At 69.7% G+C, this 2,713-nt stretch carries 1 protein-coding gene; it reads left to right on the plus strand.

The annotated features are described in order from the left end of the window. Window positions 1-605: 605 nt before the first annotated feature. Window positions 606-2,713: isoleucine--tRNA ligase (ileS, locus tag RWP81_RS16065; RefSeq protein WP_314457796.1), on the plus strand; the 2,108-nt coding region annotated here is incomplete at its 3' end.

Here is a 2,713-nt window from a genome sequence, read left to right on the forward strand (position 1 = left end):
GCCGCGCGCGAGCGGCGTGTTGTGGACACTCACGGGAGCGGGCCGGGCCGGGCGTTGAGTGTCCACGACATGCCGTATCCGCCGGTGCCGGGCGGCGTGTCTTGGACGCTCACGGGAGCGGGCCGGACCCGGCGTTGAGTGTCCACGACGCGCCGTATCCGCCGCGCGCGAGCGGCGTGTTGTGGACACTCACGCGAGCGGGCCGGACCCGGCGTTGAGTGTCCACGACATGCCGTATCCGCCGCGCGCGAGCGGCGTGTTGTGGACACTCACGGGAGCGGGCCGGGCCGGGCGTCGAGTGTCCAGGACGCGCCGTACCCGCCGCGACAGGGCGACGTGCCTTGGATATCCGTCGAGGCGCAGCCCACGTCCACAGGGCCGCCGCGCCGGATGCGGCGAGCGCGTAGACTGGGGACATCAGCACCGATCCGGCCATCACCGGGGAGCTCGCGGAAGAAACGGGTCCAGACCCCGAGTAGAACCGTGCGGGGCAGGCCCGTCACAGCCGCAGTGAGAGCGGCGCACTCGCGAGGGTGCGCAATGCAGGGTGGTACCGCGGTCCGCATGGATCGTCCCGGCGAGCAGACCTCGACCCGCGGAGTGACATGACCTACCCACGCCCCTCATCCTTCGGCCCGGCCGCCGACCCTGCCGCGACCGGCACGGTCCCGGCCCCGGATGCCGCCACCCGCGGTACCGCGACCCCGGACACGTCGACCCCGGATACCGCGACCCCGGCGCCCACGCAGGCCCCGGCATCCGTCGTCCCGAGCCCCCGCTTCCCGGCAATCGAAGACGAGACACTCGCGTTCTGGAAGGCCGACGACACCTTCCGCGCCTCGATCGCGAACCGCGAGGGCGCCGAAGAGTGGGTCTTCTACGACGGTCCTCCCTTCGCCAACGGGCTCCCGCATTACGGTCACCTGCTCACCGGCTACGCGAAGGACGTCTTCCCGCGCTTCCAGACGATGCGCGGCCAGAAGGTCGACCGCGTCTTCGGGTGGGACACCCACGGGCTCCCGGCCGAGCTCGAGGCGATGAAGCAGCTCGGGATCACCGAGAAGGACGAGATCGAGGCGATGGGCGTGGCGACCTTCAACGCCAAGGCCCGCGAGTCGGTGCTCGAGTACACGCGCGACTGGCAGGACTACGTCACCCGCCAGGCGCGCTGGGTCGATTTCGAGCGCGGGTACAAGACGCTCGACACGACCTACATGGAGAGCGTTCTCTGGGCCTTCAAGACCCTGCACGACAAGGGCCTCGCCTACGAGGGCTACCGCGTGCTGCCCTACTGCTGGCGCGACGAGACGCCGCTGTCCACGCACGAGCTGCGCATGGACGACGACGTCTACAAGATGCGTCAGGACCCCTCGGTCACCGTCACCTTCCCGCTCGTCGGTGCCAAGGCCGAGGCGCTCGGCCTCACCGGTGTGCGCGCCCTCGCGTGGACGACGACGCCGTGGACCCTGCCGACGAACCTCGCGCTCGCGGTGGGTCCCGGCATCCGGTACGCCGTGATCGAGGGCGGCCCGAACGGCGCCGCCGACGTGCACCGCGCACCCGACGGCACGGCCGACGAGGCTTTCGAGGCCGTCGCGCACCGGTATCTGCTGGCCGAGGACCTGCTGCCGAACTACGCGAAAGACCTCGGGTACGAGAGCCCGGATGCCGCCCGCGCGGCCGTCGAGACGACGATCTCGGGCGCCGAACTCGAGGGCGTGTCCTACGACCGCCTCTTCGACTACTACGCCGATGCCGAGATCTGGGGCACGCAGAACGCCTGGAAGATCCTCGTCGACGACTACGTCACCGTGTCGGACGGCACCGGCATCGTGCACCAGGCACCCGCCTACGGTGAAGACGACAAGCGTCTCGCGGACGCCGCGGGCCTTCCCACGATCATCTCGCTCGACGACGGCGGCCGGTTCCTCTCGGCGGTCACCGACGTGGCGGGGGAGCTGTGGTTCGAGGCGAACCGCCCGCTCATCCGCCTGCTCACGCAGGCCGGGCGCCTGCTGCGCGAGGCGTCGTACGAGCACTCGTACCCGCACTGCTGGCGCTGCCGGAACCCCCTCATCTACAAGGCCGTGTCGAGCTGGTTCGTCCGCGTGACCGACATCAAAGACGACCTGCTGGCGAACAACCAGCAGATCACCTGGGTGCCCGAGAACGTCAAGGAGGGCCAGTTCGGCAAGTGGCTCGAGGGCGCGCGCGACTGGTCGATCAGCCGCAACCGGTACTGGGGCTCGCCGATCCCGGTCTGGAAGAGCGACGACGCGAACTACCCGCGCGTCGACGTGTACGGCTCGCTCGCCGACATGGAGGCCGACTTCGGCCGCCTGCCCGTGAACGCCGACGGCGAGGTCGACCTGCACCGTCCTTACATCGACGACCTCACTCGCCCCAACCCCGACGACCCGACGGGCCGTTCGACCATGCGCCGCATCGAGGACGTGCTCGACGTGTGGTTCGACTCCGGCTCCATGCCCTTCGCCCAGGTGCACTACCCGTTCGAGAACCACGAGTGGTTCGACGAGCACGCCCCGGCCGACTTCATCGTCGAGTACATCGGACAGACCCGCGGCTGGTTCTACGTCATGCACGTGCTCTCGACCGCGCTGTTCGACCGCCCCGCCTTCACGGGTGTGTCGTGCCACGGCATCGTGCTCGGCAACGACGGGCAGAAGATGTCGAAGTCGCTGCGCAACTACCC

This window comes from uncultured Microbacterium sp., from assembly GCF_963521695.1.
Lineage (GTDB): Bacteria > Actinomycetota > Actinomycetes > Actinomycetales > Microbacteriaceae > Microbacterium.